This is a genomic window from Pseudomonas sp. B21-056 (assembly GCF_026016325.1).
Taxonomy (GTDB): Bacteria; Pseudomonadota; Gammaproteobacteria; order Pseudomonadales; family Pseudomonadaceae; genus Aquipseudomonas.
In genome coordinates this window covers 856,960-876,955 of record NZ_CP087203.1, presented here as the reverse complement: position 1 = coordinate 876,955, position 19,996 = coordinate 856,960, and the positions used below count along the sequence as shown (strand labels likewise).

18 protein-coding genes and 1 other RNA gene are annotated in these 19,996 nt (G+C 57.3%); 12 read left to right on the top strand and 7 right to left on the bottom strand.

The genetic code is table 11. The features are described 5' to 3' along the window. Nucleotides 1-11 precede the first annotated feature (11 nt). Nucleotides 12-494, top strand: coding sequence for an SsrA-binding protein SmpB (gene smpB, locus LOY67_RS03710; protein WP_024779966.1), 483 nt, complete (start codon nt 12-14; stop codon nt 492-494). A gap of 128 nt (nt 495-622) precedes the next feature. Here the strand turns inward: smpB and LOY67_RS03705 are convergent, their stop codons facing one another. Then, nucleotides 623-1,390 carry an FCD domain-containing protein gene (locus LOY67_RS03705; protein ID WP_265065997.1) on the bottom strand — a complete coding sequence of 256 codons (768 nt, stop codon included), beginning with the start codon at nt 1,388-1,390 and terminating at the stop codon, nt 623-625. Nucleotides 1,391-1,645: 255 nt separating this feature from the next. Here LOY67_RS03705 and LOY67_RS03700 point away from each other — a divergent pair, with 255 nt between their 5' ends. The 8 genes from LOY67_RS03700 to LOY67_RS03665 all read left to right on the top strand — a co-directional run bounded on the left by LOY67_RS03700 (nt 1,646) and on the right by LOY67_RS03665 (nt 12,084). Then, entirely contained in the window at nt 1,646-3,340 is a 1,695-nt protein-coding gene (locus LOY67_RS03700; protein ID WP_265065996.1) for a lactate permease LctP family transporter, read from the top strand. A gap of 150 nt (nt 3,341-3,490) precedes the next feature. Continuing rightward, nucleotides 3,491-4,315, top strand: a complete 825-nt coding sequence (locus tag LOY67_RS03695; RefSeq protein ID WP_265065995.1) for a (Fe-S)-binding protein — start codon at nt 3,491-3,493, stop codon at nt 4,313-4,315. Next, nucleotides 4,312-5,769: a LutB/LldF family L-lactate oxidation iron-sulfur protein gene (locus LOY67_RS03690; RefSeq protein WP_265065994.1), complete on the top strand. Its 1,458-nt coding sequence runs from the start codon at nt 4,312-4,314 to the stop codon at nt 5,767-5,769. Before LOY67_RS03695 ends, LOY67_RS03690 begins: the two co-directional genes overlap by 4 nt. Next, complete coding sequence (locus LOY67_RS03685; RefSeq protein ID WP_265065993.1) at nt 5,766-6,437, top strand: LutC/YkgG family protein; 672 nt, start codon at nt 5,766-5,768, stop codon at nt 6,435-6,437. Before LOY67_RS03690 ends, LOY67_RS03685 begins: the two co-directional genes overlap by 4 nt. Beyond that, entirely contained in the window at nt 6,434-9,301 is a 2,868-nt protein-coding gene (locus LOY67_RS03680; RefSeq protein WP_265065992.1) for an FAD-binding and (Fe-S)-binding domain-containing protein, read from the top strand. Before LOY67_RS03685 ends, LOY67_RS03680 begins: the two co-directional genes overlap by 4 nt. 95 nt (nt 9,302-9,396) lie before the next feature. Further along, nucleotides 9,397-9,678, top strand: a complete 282-nt coding sequence (locus tag LOY67_RS03675) for a hypothetical protein (RefSeq protein ID WP_258630786.1) — start codon at nt 9,397-9,399, stop codon at nt 9,676-9,678. An 84-nt stretch (nt 9,679-9,762) separates the two neighbouring features. Then, nucleotides 9,763-10,156: a transfer-messenger RNA gene (gene ssrA / locus LOY67_RS03670) on the top strand. A gap of 569 nt (nt 10,157-10,725) precedes the next feature. Beyond that, nucleotides 10,726-12,084: a DUF4041 domain-containing protein gene (locus LOY67_RS03665; protein ID WP_265065991.1), complete on the top strand. Its 1,359-nt coding sequence runs from the start codon at nt 10,726-10,728 to the stop codon at nt 12,082-12,084. 134 nt (nt 12,085-12,218) lie between these two features. On the opposite strand, the gene LOY67_RS03660 is transcribed toward LOY67_RS03665, so the two are convergent. Both LOY67_RS03660 and LOY67_RS03655 read right to left on the bottom strand, forming a co-directional pair. After that, nucleotides 12,219-12,857: a hypothetical protein gene (locus tag LOY67_RS03660; protein ID WP_265065990.1), complete on the bottom strand. Its 639-nt coding sequence runs from the start codon at nt 12,855-12,857 to the stop codon at nt 12,219-12,221. Nucleotides 12,858-13,027: 170 nt separating this feature from the next. Next, nucleotides 13,028-13,939: a LysR substrate-binding domain-containing protein gene (locus LOY67_RS03655; protein WP_265065989.1), complete on the bottom strand. Its 912-nt coding sequence runs from the start codon at nt 13,937-13,939 to the stop codon at nt 13,028-13,030. 140 nt (nt 13,940-14,079) lie between these two features. On the opposite strand from LOY67_RS03655, the gene LOY67_RS03650 reads away from it, so the two are divergent. Then, nucleotides 14,080-14,493: a tautomerase family protein gene (locus LOY67_RS03650; RefSeq protein ID WP_265065988.1), complete on the top strand. Its 414-nt coding sequence runs from the start codon at nt 14,080-14,082 to the stop codon at nt 14,491-14,493. A gap of 86 nt (nt 14,494-14,579) precedes the next feature. Here LOY67_RS03650 and LOY67_RS03645 read toward each other — a convergent pair whose 3' ends face one another. Together LOY67_RS03645 and LOY67_RS03640 are read right to left on the bottom strand one after the other, a co-directional pair. Continuing rightward, nucleotides 14,580-16,061, bottom strand: coding sequence for a leucine-rich repeat domain-containing protein (locus tag LOY67_RS03645; RefSeq protein WP_265065987.1), 1,482 nt, complete (start codon nt 16,059-16,061; stop codon nt 14,580-14,582). Nucleotides 16,062-16,145: 84 nt separating this feature from the next. Continuing rightward, a complete protein-coding gene (locus LOY67_RS03640; protein WP_265065986.1) occupies nt 16,146-16,487 on the bottom strand; it encodes a DUF6124 family protein in 342 nt (113 codons plus the stop codon). A 512-nt stretch (nt 16,488-16,999) separates the two neighbouring features. On the opposite strand from LOY67_RS03640, the gene LOY67_RS03635 reads away from it, so the two are divergent. Continuing rightward, nucleotides 17,000-17,545 carry an RNA 2'-phosphotransferase gene (locus LOY67_RS03635; RefSeq protein ID WP_265065985.1) on the top strand — a complete coding sequence of 182 codons (546 nt, stop codon included), beginning with the start codon at nt 17,000-17,002 and terminating at the stop codon, nt 17,543-17,545. 30 nt (nt 17,546-17,575) lie between these two features. Here the strand turns inward: LOY67_RS03635 and LOY67_RS03630 are convergent, their stop codons facing one another. Together LOY67_RS03630 and LOY67_RS03625 are read right to left on the bottom strand one after the other, a co-directional pair. Beyond that, nucleotides 17,576-18,067 carry a hypothetical protein gene (locus tag LOY67_RS03630; protein ID WP_265065984.1) on the bottom strand — a complete coding sequence of 164 codons (492 nt, stop codon included), beginning with the start codon at nt 18,065-18,067 and terminating at the stop codon, nt 17,576-17,578. Continuing rightward, entirely contained in the window at nt 18,064-18,339 is a 276-nt protein-coding gene (locus LOY67_RS03625) for a hypothetical protein (protein WP_265065983.1), read from the bottom strand. The genes LOY67_RS03630 and LOY67_RS03625 overlap by 4 nt, the downstream gene beginning before the upstream one ends. A gap of 457 nt (nt 18,340-18,796) precedes the next feature. Here LOY67_RS03625 and LOY67_RS03620 point away from each other — a divergent pair, with 457 nt between their 5' ends. After that, entirely contained in the window at nt 18,797-19,990 is a 1,194-nt protein-coding gene (locus LOY67_RS03620) for an IS4 family transposase (protein WP_320110006.1), read from the top strand. The last annotated feature ends 6 nt before the right edge of the window (nt 19,991-19,996 follow it).

Genomic DNA, 19,996 nt, shown 5'->3' with positions numbered 1-19,996 from the left:
ATGCCGCCCCTATGGCTAAACAGAAGAAACACCCCACAGGGACCATCGCGCAAAATAAAAAGGCGCGACACGATTACTTCATCGAACAGCGTTTCGAGGCTGGCATGGTCCTGGCCGGCTGGGAAGTAAAGAGCCTGCGTGCAGGCAAGGCGCAACTGGTCGACAGCTACGTGCTGCTCAAGGATGGCGAAGCCTGGCTGCTGGGCAGTCACATCACGCCGCTGACCACCGCCAGCACCCACGTAATTGCCGACCCGGTGCGCTCGCGCAAGCTGCTGCTGAACAAGCGTGAACTGGAAAAACTCTTCGCTGCCGTGCAGCAGAAGGGCTACGCCTGTGTCTGCACATCGCTGTACTGGAGCAAGCACCTGATCAAGTGCGAAATTGCGCTGGGCAAGGGCAAGAAGGAATACGACAAGCGCGATACCGAACGCGAGCGCGATGCCGGTCGCGAACTGCAGCGTGCGGTGCGTAACAAGGGCAAGGAAGAGTAAGCCCGCGCACAATCCAATGTGGGAGCGAGCCTGCTCGCGATAGCGTATCGTTAGTCGACATCGATGTTGACTGACCCATCGCCATCGCGAGCAGGCTCGCTCCCACAGGGTTAACGAAACCCGACTGGCTACATCCCCTTGCGCCGCTCCGCCCGCGCCACCCGCTGCACTTCCTGGCGCACCTCTTCCAACACTTCCTGCACATACAAGATATGGCGGCTGGACACTTCCCGCGCCAGCTCGGCGTGTCCGTCCATGATTGCCTGGTACAGTTCCCGATGCTGACTGATCAGCATGTCGCGGGTTTCGCTGCGCTGCTTGTACATGCCGCCGATGTTGGTCACCACGTTGCGCTTGAGCAAGTCGAACAACCCACGGATGGTGTGCAGCAAGACCGCGTTATGACTGGCCTCGGCAATTGCCAGATGGAACCGGGCATCCGCCGCGCCCTCTTCCGCCCGACTCACTTCGTCGTGGCGCGCATAGCAATCCTGCAACTCTTCGAATGCCGCCGTCAGCCGTTCGCGATCCACTTCCGTGGCCCGCAGCGCCGCGTAATAGGCACAGGATGCTTCCAGCGTATGGCGGAACTCCAGCAAGTCACGCTGTGCTTCAGGATTGCTTTCCAATAGCTGCAACAGCGGATCGCTGAACGTCGAGCCCAGCGACTCCACCACGTAGTTGCCACCGCCCTGACGGCTGACCAGCAAGCCTTTGGCCGTCAGCTTCTGGATCGCTTCGCGTAATGACGGGCGTGAAACGCCGAACTGTTCGGCCAGGGTCCGCTCGGCCGGCAACCGCTCGCCGGATTTCAGCGTGCCTTCAAGGATCATTCCTTCAAGCCGCTCGACAATATCGTCAGACAAACGGCGCTGACGAATCTGATCAAACCCCATAACTCGACTCTCCACGATCCCGACCGCTCGCCGGGCTCTCTATTCTGGCCCATCCGGGCCCTGCCCACACCTACCAAAAGCCATTCGCGCAAACACGGTCTGCTGCGCTTATTCGACGAAAGTTTCAGGACGGCAAATTGACACACGGCAACCAAGGCTTTTACCCTAGCCGACAGCGCTTGTAAATTGGTATTACCAATTAACCAAAATCGCTGACCAGTGCCTGACCAACAACAATTAAGGGGCTCACCCACCATGCAAACCTGGCAACAGCTTTACAGCCCACTCGGCAGCCTCGGCTTGTCCGCATTTGCGGCCGTTATTCCTATCGTATTTTTCTTCCTGGCCCTGGCGGTGTTTCGCCTCAAGGGCCATGTGGCGGGAAGCATCACCCTGGCCCTGGCGATAGCCGTGGCGATCTTTGCGTTCAACATGCCTGCCGACATGGCCTTTGCCGCCGCCGGCTACGGTTTTGCCTATGGCCTGTGGCCCATCGCCTGGATCATCGTCGCCGCCGTTTTCCTCTACAAACTGACGGTCAAGAGCGGCCAGTTCGAGGTGATCCGCAGCTCGGTGCTGTCAATTACCGATGACCAGCGCCTGCAAGTGCTGTTGATTGGTTTCTGCTTCGGCGCCTTTCTGGAAGGTGCCGCCGGCTTCGGTGCACCGGTGGCGATTACTGCCGCGCTGCTGGTCGGCCTGGGTTTCAACCCCCTGTACGCCGCCGGCCTGTGCCTGATTGCCAACACCGCACCGGTGGCGTTCGGCGCCCTGGGCATCCCGATTATCGTGGCCGGCCAAGTCACCGGGATCGACGCCGTCAAGATTGGCGCCATGACCGGACGCCAGTTGCCGTTGCTGTCGCTGTTCGTACCGTTCTGGCTGGTGTTCATGATGGACGGCCTGCGCGGCGTACGGGAAACCTGGCCGGCCGCGCTGGTGGCAGGTTTGAGCTTCGCCATCACCCAGTACTTCACTTCCAACTTCATCGGCCCGGAGCTGCCGGACATCACCTCGGCCCTCGCCAGCCTGATCTCCCTGACGCTGTTCCTGAAAGTCTGGCAACCCAAACGCAGCGCAGGCGCTCAGATTGCCGGCGCCACATCTGGCGCAACGGTGACCGCCAGCGTCGGCGGTTTCGGCCAACCGCGCAGCACCGTGGCTTCGCCCTACAGCCTGGGGGAAATCATCAAGGCCTGGTCGCCCTTCCTGATCCTCACCGTGCTGGTCACGATCTGGACCTTGAAACCGTTCAAGGCCATGTTCGCCGCCGGCGGCTCGATGTACGCCTGGGTATTCAACTTCGCCATTCCGCACCTGGACCAGATGGTGATCAAGGTCGCACCCATCGTGATCAACCCCACCGCCATCCCGGCCGTGTTCAAGCTTGATCCGATTTCCGCCACCGGCACGGCGATTTTCTTCTCCGCGCTGATCTCTATGTGGGTGCTGAAAATCAATCTCAGAACTGGTCTTACCACTTTCAAAGAAACCTTTTTTGAGCTGCGCTGGCCGATCCTGTCGATCGGCATGGTGCTGGCGTTCGCCTTCGTCACCAACTACTCCGGCATGTCGTCGACCATGGCCCTGGTGCTGGCCGGCACGGGCGCAGCGTTTCCGTTCTTCTCGCCGTTCCTGGGTTGGCTGGGGGTGTTCCTGACCGGGTCCGATACCTCGTCCAACGCACTGTTCAGTTCGCTGCAAGCCACCACCGCGCACCAGATCGGCGTCAACGACACGTTGCTCGTGGCGGCCAATACCAGCGGCGGGGTGACCGGCAAGATGATTTCGCCGCAATCGATCGCCGTAGCCTGCGCGGCGACCGGGCTGGTGGGCAAAGAGTCGGATCTGTTCCGTTTTACCCTGAAACACAGCCTATTCTTTGCAACGATCGTCGGCTTGATCACCTTGGCCCAGGCCTACTGGTTCACCGGCATGCTGGTGCACTGAGTCCTACAAGCTGCATGGAAAAAACCGACGCCGGAACCTCCCTCGGCGTCCGCTATCGATAACCGGGTCTGCAAGGCTGCTGAAAGATTTGATCTCTATATTCAGCAGCCTCAGCGGACGGATAACCGGGACCACCCGGAGACACGCCTGATGAGCGAGCTTTTTTACAACGCCGTGCCGAACGCGACCCGTGTCGCCCCGCCATTGCCCGAGCCTCGGCAGTACCCCAGCGAAAAACCGCAACGGGTCTACCTGTTCGGCACTTGCGTGGTGGACCTGTTCTACCCCGAAGCCGGGATGGACGCGATTCATCTGCTGGAGCGCGAAGGAATCCGGGTGGAGTACCCGCAAGGACAAACCTGTTGCGGGCAACCGGCGTACACCTCCGGTTATACCGAGCAGGCCCGGACGGTGGCGCGGGCGCAACTGGCGTTGTTCGCCGAAGACTATCCGGTGGTGGTGCCTTCGGGCTCCTGCGCCGGCATGCTGCGCGAGCACTACGCCGACCTGTTCAAGGACGAGCCCGAGACGCTCAAGCAGATCCAGGCCCTGGCTGCCCGGACCTTTGAGCTGGCCGAGTTCCTGTTGTTTGTCTGCAAGGTACAGCTTCAGGACAGCGGCACACCGGTAAAGATTGCGCTGCACACGTCCTGCTCGGCACGACGTGAAATGAATACCCACCTGCACGGCCGCGCGTTGTTGGCGCAGTTGCGCAATGTGGAACGAGTCGAACACAGCCACGAAAGTGAATGCTGTGGTTTCGGTGGGACATTCAGCGTTCGCATGCCGGACATTTCCGGCGCGATGGTGGCCGACAAGACCCGGGCGCTGAAGGAATCCGGCGCGCACAAGGTGATCAGCGCCGATTGTGGCTGCCTGATGAACATCAACGGCGCACTGGAAAAACAGCAGGAGACGCTGCGCGGCCAGCATCTGGCGAGCTTCCTCTGGCAGCGTACCGGAGGTGTTGCATGAGCACGCCGACGCTGATCCCGACCGTTGAACTGCAGGAAGATTTTCGTGCCCGCGCCCACAAGGCCCTGGGCGACACGCAATTGCGAAACAACTTTCGCACTGCGATGGATTCACTGATGACCAAACGGGCAACGTCCTTCAGCGATGCCCATGAAAGAGAACATCTGCGAGTGCTCGGCAATGCCGTCCGCGCCCGTGCGTTATCGAAGCTGCCCGAGTTGCTCGAGCAACTTGAAACCAACCTGACCCGCAACGGTGTGACTGTGCACTGGGCGGAGACGGTGGACGAAGCCAACGGCATCGTCCTCTCGATCATCCGCGCTCACGAGGCGCGGCAAGTGATCAAGGGCAAATCGATGGTCAGCGAAGAGATGGAGATGAACCATTTCCTCGAGGCTCGGGACATTGAATGTCTCGAATCCGACATGGGGGAATACATCGTCCAGCTCGACCACGAGAAGCCTTCACACATCATTATGCCGGCGATCCACAAGAATGCCGGTCAGGTCGCGTCCTTGTTCCACGACAAACTCGGCGTGGAGTACACCAAGGACGTCGACCAACTCATTCAGATCGGTCGCAAGGTCTTGCGGCAGAAATTCTTCGAAGCCGACGTCGGCGTGTCGGGCGTCAATTTCGCCGTTGCCGAAACCGGCACCCTGCTGCTGGTGGAAAACGAAGGCAACGGACGGATGTCTACCACCGTGCCACCGGTGCACATCGCCGTGACTGGCATCGAAAAAGTCGTGGAGAATCTGCGCGATGTCGTGCCGCTGCTCTCGCTGCTGACCCGCTCGGCCCTCGGCCAACCGATCACCACCTACGTCAACATGATCTCCGGCCCACGCAAGGCCGACGAACTGGACGGCCCACAGGAAGTGCACCTGGTGCTGCTGGACAACGGTCGCAGCCAGGCGTTTGCCGACAGCGAATTGCGCCAGACCCTGAACTGCATCCGCTGCGGCGCCTGTATGAATCATTGCCCGGTCTACACCCGAATCGGCGGTCACGCCTACGGCGAGGTTTACCCGGGGCCTATCGGAAAAATCATCACGCCGCACATGGTCGGCCTCGCCAAAGTGCCGGACCACCCGAGCGCGTCCTCACTGTGTGGCGCCTGCGGTGAAGTGTGCCCGGTGAAGATCCCGATTCCAGCCCTGCTGCGGCGCCTGCGGGAAGAAAACGTCAAGGCTCCGGACAGCCCGAATCAAGTGATGCGCGGCCAGGGCAGCAAATACTCGCCCAGGGAACGCTTCATCTGGAATGCCTGGGCCCGACTCAACAGTTCGCCGCGGCTGTATCGACTGTTCGGCTTTCTGGCCACGCGCCTGCGCGCCCTGACGCCCAGCAACGTCGGCCCCTGGACCCAGAACCACAGCGCCCCCAAACCCGCCGCCCGCTCGCTGCATGACCTGGCCCGCGAACACCTGAAAACCCAGGGAGACCGCCGATGAGCGCCAGGGACAATATCCTCGCCAAGCTGCGTAAAAGCCTGACCGGCACCACGCCGGTTGCCGACCATTTCGATGTCGACCTGGTGACGAAAACCTACCGCTACGCGCCCGAAGAGCGCATCCCGCAATTGCGCAAATTGATGGAGGCGGTGCACACCGAAATCCACCTGACGTCCGGCGAAGGCTGGCCGACGCTGCTGGCGCAGTTGCTGCGCGACCGGCAGTTGCCGAGCCTGCTGATCGCCCCGACCACGGCTCACGGGCAAAAAATCATACAGTTCTGGGCGAATAATCCAGACCTGCCAACCCTCAAGGCCTACGACCGGCCGGTAGAGGAATGGAAAGCCGAACTGTTCAACGATACCCCCGCCAGCCTGACCGGAACCCTTGGCGCCATCGCCGCGACCGGCAGCCTGATCCTGTGGCCGACGCGAGCAGAACCCCGGCTGATGAGCCTGGTACCGCCGGTGCATTTCGCCCTGCTCAAGGCCAGCGAGATCCGCGACAACTTCTATGAAGTGCAGCAGGAATTCGAATGGGCCCAAGGCATGCCCACCAACGCCCTGCTGGTGTCCGGCCCGTCGAAAACCGCCGACATCGAACAAGTGCTGGCCTACGGCGCCCACGGCCCGAAGGACCTGGTGGTGTTGATTCTGGAGGACCAATGACCCTTCCGGCCCCTTTCCTACAGGACGTACAGCAACTGATCCCACAAAAGCGTCGTTTCGACGATCCCCTGTCGACCCTGGCCTTCGGCACCGACGCCAGTTTCTACCGGCTGATTCCGAAACTGGTGGTACGGGTCGAAAGCGAAGACGAAATAGTCGCCTTGCTGAAACTGGCCCAGCGCGACCATGTCCCCGTCACCTTCCGCGCAGCCGGCACCAGCCTGTCCGGACAGGCCATCAGCGACTCGGTGCTGATTGTGCTGGGGGATAACTGGAACGGCCGCGAGATTCGCCAACAGGGCACACAGATCCGTTTACAACCGGGTGTGATCGGCGCCCAGGCCAATGCCTGGCTGGCACCGTTCGGACGCAAGATCGGCCCGGATCCGGCGTCGATCAACGCCTGCAAGATCGGCGGCATCGTCGCCAACAACGCCAGCGGCATGTGCTGCGGCACGGCGCAGAACACCTATCACACGTTGGCAGGCATCCGTCTGGTGCTGGCCGATGGCACCCGTCTCGACACCGAAGATGGGGCCAGCGTGGCCGCGTTCCGCGCCAGTCACAGCGAATTGCTGGACCGCCTCGCCACCCTTGGCCGCGAAACCCGCGCCAACACCGAATTGGCCGCACGAATTCGCCACAAATACCGTCTGAAAAATACCACCGGCCTGTCACTCAACGCCCTGGTGGATTTCGACGAGCCTGTGGATATCTTGAGCCACTTGCTAGTGGGCTCGGAAGGCACCCTCGGCTTCATCAGCGCGGTGACCTACAACACAGTGATCGACCATCCAAACAAGGCCTCGGCGCTGATCGTCTTCCCAAACGTGGAAACCTGCTGCAACGCCGTCACCGTGCTGAAGAGCCAGCCGGTATCGGCCGTAGAGCTGCTGGACCGTCGCAGCCTGCGCTCAGTCCAGAACAAGCCAGGCATGCCGGATTTCGTACAACACCTGTCGATCAATGCCTGCGCCCTGCTGATCGAATCCCGCGCCGCGTCCTCGTCCCTGCTGCAAGAGCAACTCACCCGGATCATGGCTTCACTGGCCGATTTCCCGGTGGAAAAGCAGGTCGACTTTACCGAAGACCCGAAGGAAAACTCCCGACTCTGGGCCATCCGCAAGGACACCTTTCCGGCGGTGGGCGCGGTGCGCAAAACCGGGACCACGGTGATCATCGAAGACGTGACCTTTCCGGTGGAACAACTGGCTGCCGGCGTGAACCGCCTGATCGGGCTGTTTGACAAACATCACTACGACGAGGCGATCCTTTTCGGACACGCGCTGGAAGGCAATCTGCACTTTGTCTTCACCCAAGGCTTCAACAACCCTGAAGAAGTCGCACGCTACCAGGCGTTCATGGATGACGTGGCACAGTTGGTCGCGGTGGAGTTCGGCGGTTCGCTGAAGGCCGAGCACGGCACCGGACGCAACATGGCGCCCTTCGTCGAGCTGGAATGGGGCAGCGATGCCTACCAGTTGATGTGGCAACTCAAGCGCCTGCTCGATCCCAACGGCATCCTCAACCCGGATGTGGTGCTCAGCGAAGACCCGCAGATCCACCTCAAACACCTCAAACCGCTGCCGGCCGCCGACGAAATCGTCGACAAGTGCATCGAGTGTGGTTTCTGCGAACCGGTGTGCCCCTCCAAGGACCTGACCCTGAGCCCGCGCCAGCGCATTGTGATCTGGCGGGACATCCAGGCGAAAAAGCGCGCCGGCATCGACACTTCCGAACTGGAAACGGCCTATCAATATCAGGGCATCGACACCTGCGCCGCCACCGGGCTGTGTGCACAACGTTGTCCGGTAGGCATCAATACCGGCGACCTGGTGAAAAAGCTCCGCGGCCGCACCGCAACGCGTACGAAAACTGCCGACTGGTTCGCGAGCAACTTCGCCCTGGCCCTGCAAGGAGCGCGCTTTACCCTGCACGTCGCCAACGGGGCGCGCATGTTGCTGGGAGCGCCTCGCCTGGCCCGGCTGTCCGGCAAGCTAAGCCGATTGTCCAAGGGACAGGTTCCACAATGGACCAACGCCATGCCACAACCGGAGCGCCCTATCCGCTTCAGCCCCGCCACGGCGGACAAACGCCCGCGAGTGGTGTATCTGGCAGCTTGCGTATCACGGGTCATGGGCCCGGCCGCTGGGGATAAGGAGCAAACGTCCCTGTACGAAAAAACCCGACATCTGCTGGAAAAAGCCGGTTACCAAGTGGTCTTTCCCGACAACGTGGACAGTCTTTGCTGCGGCCAGCCTTTCGCCTCAAAAGGTTATGCCGAACAAGCCGAGCACAAACGCCAGGAACTGATCGGGGCACTGTTACACGCCAGTCGCGGCGGCCTCGATCCGATCTACTGTGACACCAGCCCTTGCACGTTGCGACTGGCCCAGGACCTCGGCGAAGTACGCCTCGACCTGTACGACCCCGTGCGCTTCATCCGCACACATCTGATGGAGCGCCTCGAATTCAGCCCCCAGGATGAACCGATTGCCGTGCATGTCACGTGCAGCACCCAGCACCTTGGCGAGAGCCAGGCCCTGATCGAACTGGCGCGCAAGTGCAGCAAACACGTCGTCATCCCGGAAGGCATCCACTGCTGCGGTTTCGCCGGCGACAAAGGCTTTACCACGCCTGAACTCAATGCCCACGCACTGCGCACACTCAAGGATGCGGTTCAGGACTGCACCGAGGGCATTTCCACCAGCCGCACCTGTGAGATTGGTCTGACGCAACACGGTGCAATTGATTACCACGGGCTGGTGTATCTGGTAGACCGCGTCACCCGGGCCAAACCCGCCAGCGGTAAAGGTTCTTCTGCAGGGTTCGACGAAAAATCGAATTCCTGCGCTTCGCTGTAGTCACTTGAATAGGCCCGGCTCTGTCGGGCCCTTCGACAACGACTCGGCCTGACCGTGACCGGCAGCACCGAGACCATACGTTCAAGGAGATACACATGAAGCACACCGCATTTGCTGGCTTGTTCATTTCCGCTGCACTGTTGGCCTCTCCGGTGTTTGCAGCCGACCTCTGCGAGACCAATCTGACCAAGATTCGAAATGACATGGTCAGCACGAAGCAATTGAGCGAAAGCTTGAAGACCGAGCTGGACACCGACATAAGAAATGCCGAGCAGGCTCACCAAAAAGGTACCGAGGAAGGCACCAAGGATTGCATTGCAATCACCACCCAGGCCATGCAGAAGCTGGATAACAACGCCAAAGGCGATCCTCAGTAACATCGCCCTCGGGTTGGCCTCCGCCAAGTATTGGCGTACACTGCACATGCCTGTCACTCAACAGCTCGACCGAGTGACAGGTTCGGGGCCGTTCAGGATTCGACGCCGGTTGCGAAACTTTAGGTGCATGCCGAGTTGGTAACAGAACTCGTAAATCCACTGTTGCAACTTCCTATAGTTGCCAATGACGAAACCTACGGGGAATACGCTCTCGCTGCGTAAGCAGCCTTAGCCCTTCCCTTCTGGTACCTTCGGGTCCAGCAATCACCAGGGGATGTCTGTAAACCCAAAGTGATTGTCATATAGAACAGAATCGCCGTGCAGTACGTTGTGGACGAAGCGGCTAAAACTTACACAACTCGCCCAAAGCACCCTGCCCGTCGGGTCGCTGAGGGTTAACTTAATAGACACGGCTACGCATGTAGTACCGACAGCGGAGTACTGGCGGACGGGGGTTCAAATCCCCCCGGCTCCACCACTTCATCATCTAAAGACGTCCACGGACGTCTTTTTTTGTGCCTGAAATCCAGTAAATACGGGGGTTTCAGCGCCATTGGGCTCCCCCAGATCCATTCTGAAATGTATTCCAAGCGGTATTCCAAGCATTCGGCTGGTAAATTTTGGAATACACAAACAGCGTTGGAGTACCTATGGGCGCCCAAGCCACACGCCTTTCAAGAAACGGGTCAACATAGGATTGGGTACGTTCTCTGAGCAACGTTGCCAGTCGGGAGTCAGCCTGAAAGTTTGCTCGCTGCATCTCGCATTCCATCAGGGGGAGGGTTGCTGGCCCCAGCACATCAACGATTTGCACGAATGGCTATTTCAGCTCATTCTACACAGTAATGGCCTAACAATGGCTCGGCGCACAAGGAAAGAAGGCCGTGCAATTTCCCCTTCCTGACGAGCCCCACCCCAACCCGATGCATATCAACGCTGAAATCGATTGAATTACTACGCGACCGGCCTCCAGGCTTTGCGCTGTGAAGGCGTCTGCGTTGGTTCGGAACTGAACGACCAATTGATTCAGAAACGAGGAAGGAACCTATGTCCCTTAGCGACTATTGGAAAGGCCCCGTACACCGGCAACGCGCGGATGATTTGCAAGCTCAGCTTACGGATCTCCAAACGCAATATGCGCAGCTCCAAGCGTTCACTACCAAGATTGGTGCCATGGACGTCTTGGAGGTTCAAAGGCTGATCGAGCAAGAGAAAGAGAAACTTACTGCCGTCCGCCAAGAAACTCAGCGCGCTGAGCGCGAGGTGGCTTCGCTAGCGCAGCGCTCAGCTGATTTGCAGGGGCAGATACTCGTGTGGGAGGAGACGTTACTGCTAGAAAGCTTTGCGCTCTATGAACCCAAGTTCAAGCTAGTCACCAGCCAAGAATACAAGTCCCGACTGGACAGTGTCCGCGAACGTCAGAAAACAATGATTAAGGGTGGGGAGGCAGCAACCGGGAACATGGACTGGACGGTCAACAACAGCAAGGCCCAAGGTCGGAAGCTTGTGAACGACATGATCAAGCTGGTGATTCGCTCGTTCAACAACGAAGCCGATGTCTGTGTGGACAACGTGAAATTTGACAACGTTGAACTGGGCGAGAAACGAATTCTCAAATCGTTCGAAACCTGCAACCGCCTTGGCAAGATTATGAGCGTAGAAATATCGCGTACTTATCTGAGCCTCAAGCTTGATGAACTGCACCTTGCCCAAGAGTTTCAGATCAAGAAGCAAGAGGAAAAGGAAGAAGCGAAGCGTGCCCGAGAAGAGTTGCGGGAACAGCAGAAGCTGGAGCAGGAGATTCGCGCAGCGCGGGAGAAAATCGCCAAGGAGCGCAAACACTTTACCACCGCCATGCGTGACCTCCAGGCTCGCCTGGACAAAGTAGAATCCGAAGAAGAGCGGGCCGCCCTGCTGGCGAAGCTAGCCGAGGTTGAAGCGGGCCGGGCCGAGCTAGAGAGCGAAGAGAAGCTCATTGACTATCGCGAACAGAATGCCAAAGCCGGCTATGTGTACGTGATCTCCAACCTAGGGGCATTCGGGGAAGGGATTTACAAGATCGGTATGACCCGCCGCCTGGAGCCCATGGATCGGGTTGATGAGCTCGGTGATGCGTCAGTGCCATTCTGGTTTGACGTGCACGCGATGGTCTTCTCGAATAACGCTCCGGCATTGGAAGCAAAACTGCATGAACGCTTCGCCGCAGGTCGCCTCAACAAAGTTAATGGGCGCAAGGAGTTCTTCCGTGCGGACATTGTTGAGATTGAGTCGGTCATTCGAGAAAACTACGATGCTGTTGTCGAGGTCATCCACGAAGCCCCGGCGGAACAGTATCGCGAAAGCCTGCGCATGGCATTGCCAAAACCCACAATCCAGCAATCAGAACGACTTGCGGCACAAAGCTGAAATTACCGATTGCAAAACATGTTAGATGGCCTCGAGTTGCCAGGGGCCATCCAACAAGCACAAAGGCGGAAACGTTCCCTTTCGGCCGATTACAAGTAGCCTATATCTATACCTCTATTGTTTGACATTCATAATCAAACAACTTCACGCCCCCGTCCAATCCATTCCTTAATGGCGCCAATGACCAAAGCTGCGAGAAAAGCAATGAGCGTGGTGCCAAGTAAAATTTTATACATTTTGCCGCTGTAAGAAAGCTCAGCGGTCGTGATCTCTGACGAGTGGGTCATTGAAGAGTGAGATGCATTCTGCAACAGACTTAAAATTTGCATTTCTTTCGCACCTGCAACCTCCAACAAACCTAAATACTTAATAAATTTACTCTCCTGCTCCTGATAAATATGATTCTGCGTCGTAACCAGCTCATTTACAACGAACGAGAGCTTTTTAACTGAGTCTTCGCGACTCGCAGCAACAACCGAGACCTCAACTATATTGGTTTTCGTTATAGGCTTTATTGTCGCGACTTGAGAATATTTATAAATTATCGTTTCCGGACTCTCGAGTTGATTGGACTCGCTCGAATCCACGTTTAAACTATCACCTATCGTTACCTTCGCAACACTGATGTACACCGTAGGTCTGGTGATCGCATAGCCCAGGCCTATGGAAAAAATCACAACAAAAACTAATACAATGGTCCGTATCTGCCGAGCAAAAAACAAAAAAATCTCACTCAATGCAATTTCGTCTTTTGAAAAACTTGCCGCCGTCATCTCTTAACTCTCTCCAAAAAATATAAAAAATCAGTAGCTATCAGCAACAGGACCTGGTTGTTGCTCATCGCTGCGTTGATTGTAAGCGGTTTCGATACCGTATCCATCAACTTCAATAAAATATCGGCACGCCCTGTCTTGTCCCAAAACACGTACCAGCAGTCTGAAGGCTACGCGGATGGTGGACCATAGATTGAGCTTGGCAAGCTATCCCGCTCTGCCTGAGCCACCAACCACCCAGAGAACAACTCCAATTTTTTACTGCGTTGCGAACTCTGCTTCGCAACATAGGAATAACTGCTCTGATGAAATCCAAACGGTGCCAGCAGCCGGCCAAGACGAATGTCGTCAGCCACCAGGTGCCAGGGAGCAACGCAGATCCCCAGGCCGGCAATCGCAGCCTCCAACGTAAAATAGTAATGCTCGTACTCCAACCCCGCCGGTGCGGTGGCCTGATAGCCAATCGCATCACCCCAGCTGGCCCAGGCATTCGGGCGCGTTTTGGTGTGCAGTAACGGATGCTGGAAAATCGAACTGAGTTCAGTCAGCTGGATACCCGCGGATAACGCCGGTGACAGTACGATGCCCAATCTTTCGGGGAATAGCAGAAGGGTGTTTTCCTGAGCCTCGAGCCTTCCCTGTTCAGCCGTGATCATCACGTCATACCGATCACGCCCCGGATCGCTAGTGTCGCCTGAGGAGCTCAAGCGAACCTTGATATCCGGGTACTTCATATTGAAATCGAACAGTCGGGGTATCAACCATTTGACCGTGAAGGTGCTGAAACAGGACACGTCCAGAATACCCGTCGCGGTATCTCTGACTCTGCCTACCGCCGCCTCGATCTGATCCAGCGCAGCCGTCAGGTCCGGCAGGAGTTCTTTGCCGGCAGCGGTGAGTTGCGGTTTGTTCTTTGTCCCTTCGAACAGGTCCACCCCCAGACTCAGTTCCAACTGGCGTACCTGGCGACTCACGGCGCCAGGTGTGACCGAAAGTTCATCGGCGGCAGACGTCATCCTTCCCAGCCGGGCGGCGGCTTCGAAGGAGCGCAGAGCATTGAGTGGAGGAAGGCGACGTTTCATTAAGTGACTTTAACTCAATTACTTCGGGCCCATAAATCGTTTTCCTGCGCCGCCCTGGCTCTGGAAAATCCTGCTGTACCTCTACGCCCTGTTAGCCAGAGCCGTAGGTACAAATCCCAAAGCAATTGAGAGAGTCTCACATGCCATTCGTCCGTACCGCCGTCATCAAAGGTACCAGCCAGCAGCAACGTCAACACATCGTCGACGGCATACACCAAGCGCTGATAGAGAGCATCGGCATGCCTGAGGATGAGCTGTTCAACCTGGTCACTGACTATGACCCGGAGCAGTTTTTCTACAGCCGCACCTTCAATGGTGTCGCCCGTTCAAACAAGCTCGTCGTGATTGAAATCACGATGCGCAGAGGTCGCAGTGACGCCATGAAACGGGAGTTGTACAAAAAAATCGCTGACAATCTCGGCGCTCAAGCCCAGGTTCGTCCGCAGGATATTTTCATCTTCATGCATGAGAACGACTATTCGGATTGGTCGGTGGGCCTGGGCAAGTTTGCAATGGCGTTGGTGCAACAAACCGGTGATGTCTCTGCCGTGTAGGGGCCAGGTTTCGGTAGCCCCTGACTCAGGTTGTGCGACCAGGACAATGTCGCACCGGTGGTGCGACTTTTTCCTCGGTGCGAGAGTCAGATCCCAGGCCCTCTCACCCGCGCCGACAACCGCGCCAATCGATCCCACCCCTCTCCACTGATCTCCGAGCCATTACGCAACGACAACCTCTCCAACGGCAGCCGCTCCAGCACCGACACCATAGCTGACGTAAGCCGCGACTCCCCCGGCCCCGCCTCAAGCGTCAAATCCCGCAACGGCAACCCCGCAAGATGGGCGACGCCGGCGTCGGTCAGCCAGGGGCTTTCATACAAGCCGAGACGTTGCAGCGGCAAGTCACGCAGACAAGCCAGGTCGGCATCGCGCAGGTCCAACCCACTGATTTCAAGTTGCTCCAACGGCAGGCCCAGTTCTGTCAGCTTACGCAACGTCTTGCCATCAACGCCCTCGCAGAAACTGAGATTCAGCCGTTTCAGCGGCAGGCAGGCCAGTTGTTTCAGCGTTTTCCAGCTCACCGCGTTCAACGACAGGTCCAGCGACTCCAAGCCCAGCCCTTCAAGATCACGCAACGTCTGCGCGTCGATGCCTTGCACATCGGAGAGCCCCAGGTGTTTGAGTGGAAACGCGTGCAGCACGTCCAGGCGCTCGATCATCTGGCGTGAACCTTTGAGATCCAGATCGGCAAGCGGCATGCCTTCGAGTCCCTCGAAGTCATCCTCGCAGAGGTATGCGCCATGCAGCGAAAGCCGTTCGATCGGAAGGTCGCGGATGGCGTCAAGCAGGGTGTCCGAGGCGTAGCAGTCATCGAGGCTCAGCGAGCGCAAGGCGGTCATATCGGTAAGCCAGGAAGGGTCCCGCAGGATGGCGCCGCTTGAGCTGACGGTCAGTTGTTCGAGTGGGTGCGCGCATAGGTGCCGCATCCCCGCTGAAGTGAGTTCTCCTGCGCGTTGCAGCGTGAGTGAGCGCAACTTGAGCGGCGACAGCGCCCGAAGGCCGTCGTCGGTGATGTCATCGCAACGGTTCAACGACAACTCTTGTAACCCGCTGCTGCCCAGTTGCCTGAGGAAACTGTCGTCGAAGTCTTCGCCGTAGGTTTCCAGCTTGAGGCGGCGCAGGCGTTCGAGTGACGGGAGACTGGTCGCGTTATCGTCGCGGGAAAAGCTGCTGACCTCCAGGTTTTCCAGGGCAATGCCCGGTAAACGTCGCCATACATCCGGGCCACAGATGAACCTCGGGCTGTTGAGTATCAGCGTGCGCAACGGCACCCCGGCCAGGGCGTCGAGCCAGTGTGGCTCGGCGTTGTCCAACTCCACATGGTCCACTGGCAGGCCGCGAAGCTGCGGCAACAAGGGGCCGGGGCGATTCCTGTGGGGTGTAGTGTTCAACTGGGCAATCACAGCCATGGCGGCCGGATCGCAGAGACCGGCAGCAACGCGCAAACCCTCCAGCGAAACCTCTGCCGTGTCGAGCAGATCACGATAAAGCGCGGCACGTACGGCAATGTCATCGGGGGCGGCGGAAAGTTGGGCCAAGAGGGCGCTGCGGTTGGGGGTCTGCACGGTCTACGCGTCCGAAGTGAGCATGGTGCGTATGCTGCCGTAAAAAATGGGTTTGATCATCGACCAAACCCGAATTTTCAGTTTCTATCTGGGATCAACCGTATCCAACGCCCGGTTTGCCAAGAGCTGACCCAGTTCGATCAACTGCTGCAGCCCCAGGGCAAAATGCCGCCGGGAACCTTCCAGTTCGAATGCCAGGTCACCAGCCATGACATTGGCGGAGGCCAGGGTTTCGCTGAGGTTGGCAAGCAGGCTTTCGGCATCGACACCTTCCACGATGGTGAAGAGCTGATCGGGGAGTGGTTTCTCGTCGGGCTGGGCGGGTTTGGAGTTCAGGTAGGAATCGATGACGCGTTCGGCGTTGGCATCGGCAGCGATGTCCAGGTGCAGCGGTGGGACGGGTGGGTCTGGGATGAGTTTGTCCATGGGGCACTCCTAACGTAAGTGGGAGCCGCCACGCTCGCTGCTAAACGAGTGGGTGGCAGCCATGCGCAGGTTAGCAGACCGGTACGTTAGGAAACCGGCGCACCCGAAGATGCCCTGCGCACAGCCGCCATAAGAATTCGGACGATAAAAGCTGCCCGCACTCATGGTGATTGCCATGCGCCTAACGTGATTTCCGAGCTGCTAAACCCGACCGCTGAATTGGCAGCGGTGGACGAAGACTAGGCACCGAAAACGGCAGGCGCAAGGGGTTGGGATTTTCTAGGAAATGTCCTGCAAGTCAATGGGAAAGGTCTCTCCACAAAGTGTTTAGTTCTCTTCGGCTTTGCCAATTTATATGGCTATCTCGGACAACGCGACACAAACGGGATAGGCTACGTCGGCATGTCGAGGCGCTTTACCACGGACACGCTCACCCTTTGTGACCATTTCTGTAAAATCCAGGATGGGCAGTTGCTGCCCGATTAAAGAATGACATTGAGGCTTCAAGCAGTATGGATACCAAGCGACTCAACGAGACCAGCAAGTTTCTTAGCTATGTCCTCAGGCATGAACCACAAGCGATTGGTTTGCAGTTGGACAGCGAAGGCTGGGCCGATATCGAATCTTTGATAGCCGGTGCGGCTGAAGATGGCCGGCCGTTGGATATGGATCTTATTCAAGCCGTCGTCAGCAGCAGTGATAAAAAGCGCTTCAGTCTCTCCGACGATGGCCTGCGCATTCGCGCCGTGCAGGGGCACTCAACCGGAACCGTCAGCCTTCAACATGTAGAGAAAGAACCACCGGAGTTTCTTTACCATGGCACCGCCACGCGCTTCTTGGAGTCGATCAGGGAAAAAGGCCTGATTGCCGGCTCTCGTCACCATGTGCATCTGTCGCAGGACATGCAAATGGCTATTGCTGTTGGGCAGCGTTATGGAAAGCCTGTGGTACTGAAAGTTGACGCTCTTCGAATGCACAAACAGGGTTTCAAGTTCTTCCAGGCCGAAAATGGGGTTTGGTTGACGGACCATGTGCCAGCCAGTCTGATTTCAGAGTGAGTCATTTCAAAAAATAAGACAGGGCTTCATTCAAAGTGCCGGACGACGAGGAGGGTACACCTTGGCAGCAGTAGTCATATAGACAGCTGAGGGTGAAGGCATAGCACGCAGCCTGTTAGCAAAAAGCCCCAAGAGCATAGTAGTGGTAGCTATTACGAAAAATACAAGCAGGCAAGTAGCCCCAGTAATCGGGTTCCGGAACATATACATTCTCATTACTTGGTCACTAATGAGATCTTTCTCCTTCCCTCCATCTGTGCTGATCATGCGCTTTGAGAGGGTCCTTCCCACAATCACGGGGAGCGCAAGAATCGTCATGAACGGTAGAAAGAACCAATAGCCCGCGAAACGGTAAAAGAATTCAGCGGCATCTTTGTCACGTTCACTGACGCCTCTCTTCTCAAAAAAAGCAACCAGTAGATCTGCGGCCTTCTCCCGGTGAATAAGAGAGCGGCGACGACAAACGATCCAATACATCACTATCAACAGTGCTGACGCAAACACTACCATTGAGTGTGTCATGTTCGAGATCCTCCGGTAATTTTCTTAGCGCCTTTCTTTGTTGCCTTTCTGGCGTCTTTGACACGCAAAGTGGATTGTTTCTCCCGGACACTGATCCCCATGTACCGGCAGATAAGCCCGAAGAACGGTAAAAGTGCCACCAGTATGACTAAGATGTCAGCTACGCCAGGCGACATCGCAGAAACGGCATTATAGAGATTTGCAATGGCGTCAATTATCGCCGCCACTCCATCTCCCCAAGATCCTGATGATTCTTTTTCTGAAATCGCCATGCTACTCCGTTAGTAGGCTACTTATTGCTTTCCGTTATCCTAACGCAGAGCTCGGACGCTGACGGAAGATGAAAAAAATGTTACCTACCGATTCGAGGACCAGCATTGAGCATTTTGAGACGGTGCGAGGAGGTGATAGCTTTGGCACTGGTGAGGGGGCGGCGGGATAGCTGGAGGGCGCGGTAGAGACGGTGGGACGAAAAAAAGGGAAAAAAGGGAAAAAAGGCTGACCTTGGTCTACGGTGATAGTTGCGAACACACACCGATCAAGCAAGGACACAGCCCGAGTGAATCGTAGACGCCAAATCGTCCAGCATCAACAGCTCCGGGAAAAACGGGGACAGACCCTGAGGAATCCCCACTATTTCCTACATGAAATCAAGAAGTTGGAATATTGAAGAAGCCTGCATGAGTCGGCAGCTTGGTTTGCACCACACAAAAGCAAGATCCCGAACTCATGCAAGCCATCCAATTTTTACACAATGCACTCACCCAAGCACTGCCCACGCTCCATTCTCGCCGCCTGACCGCCCTGATGTGTTGTGTCAGCGCATTGCTGCAAGGCCGGCGCCTGACCTTGACCGGAATCGGTCGTGCCATGCGGGGCCAGGCGTATCCCAAACACTCGATAAAGCGAGTGGACCGATTGCTTGGAAATGCTCGCTTGCAAGCTGAGCGACCGCTGTTCTACTGGGTCATTTTGCGAGCCCTGTTAGGGACATTGAAGCATCCGCTGATTCTGGTCGACTGGTCCAGAATCGATGCGCCTGGCAAAGCATTTTTGTTAAGAGCTGCCATTCCTTTTGCCGGGCGCTCATACCCAATTTATGAATCCGTTCACGAGCGCGAGAGCTGTCCGGCCCACCAGAAGCGGATGTTGCAAGCATTGGCGCTGATGTTGCCTGCTGACTGCATTCCAGTGCTTGTGTCTGACGCTGGTTTCCGACGTCCCTGGTTCAAAGCCATCGAGGCCCAGGGCTGGTATTACGTGGGGCGAATCCGCAACCGTGAGTTATGCCGTCGCGACTCTCAAGCGTGGAAACCGGTGAAAAAACTTTACGCCTTAGCGACGGCCTCACCCAAATCCCTGGGCTTGATCGAAATGACTCAGAGTGCCCCGCACTTCATTCATTTGTATTGCGTCAGGCACCCGGCCAAGGGCCGCAAACACAAGCGCGTTACAGGATCAATCGCCAAAAACAAACTCAGCCGCCAGTCAGCGCGGCGTGAACTGGAGCCGTGGTTATTGGCCAGCAATCTACCTGAGCTGGAATGGAATCCAGCGAAGGTGGTAGCGCTTTACAAGAAGCGAATGCAGATTGAGGAAGGCTTTCGGGATGTCAAAAGCGAGCACCTGGGCATCGGCCTGAACCTGCATCGCAGCCGTTGCCCGAAACGCATTGAGGTGCTGCTCCTGATCGCAATGCTCGCCCATTACATTATTTTTCTAACCGGCTTCCAGGCCCGCGAGGCCGATCATGAGAGGCGTTTTCAAAGCAATAGCGTTAAAAACAAACATGTCTTGTCCCTATGGCGCCTGGGTCTGGAGTACTGGCGTTATCGGCCACCATCGGAGGCTCAACAGGTGCTGGAGGAGACCGAGCAAATGTTACGCTCCGAGGCGATGCGACAGATGCAGGGCCTGGGATAGATTTGT